The sequence below is a fragment of the Paenibacillus shenyangensis genome (assembly GCF_000346635.1).
Classification (GTDB): Bacteria; Bacillota; Bacilli; order Paenibacillales; family Paenibacillaceae; genus Saccharibacillus; species Saccharibacillus dauci.
Genome location: NZ_AOIG01000066.1, coordinates 1 through 242 on the forward strand (window position 1 = coordinate 1; position 242 = coordinate 242).

At 72.3% G+C, this 242-nt stretch carries 1 pseudogene; it reads right to left on the reverse strand.

From position 1 onward, the window contains the following. A pseudogene (locus tag H065_RS28045) lies at positions 1 to 242 on the reverse strand (amino acid ABC transporter permease); the annotation flags it as partial.

The window sequence follows — 242 nt, forward strand, 5'->3', positions numbered from 1 at the left end:
GCGTGTTGACCAGCCCCACCAGGAAGGCGCGGCCGTAGCTGTCGGTGGGCTGGTAGGCCAGCAAGCTTTCGGCGATGGGGAAACGGGCCGCCTCGCCGAGGTAGTCGAAGCCCATGGCGATGCCGCGCTGGGTCAGGTTGGCGTGGGCGTTCCAGGCCAGCCAGCCCACCGCGCCGACGAAGGCGCCGGCGATCAGCAGCTGCGCCAGGACGGCCCGGGCCCGGCCGTCGAACCAGAGTCGC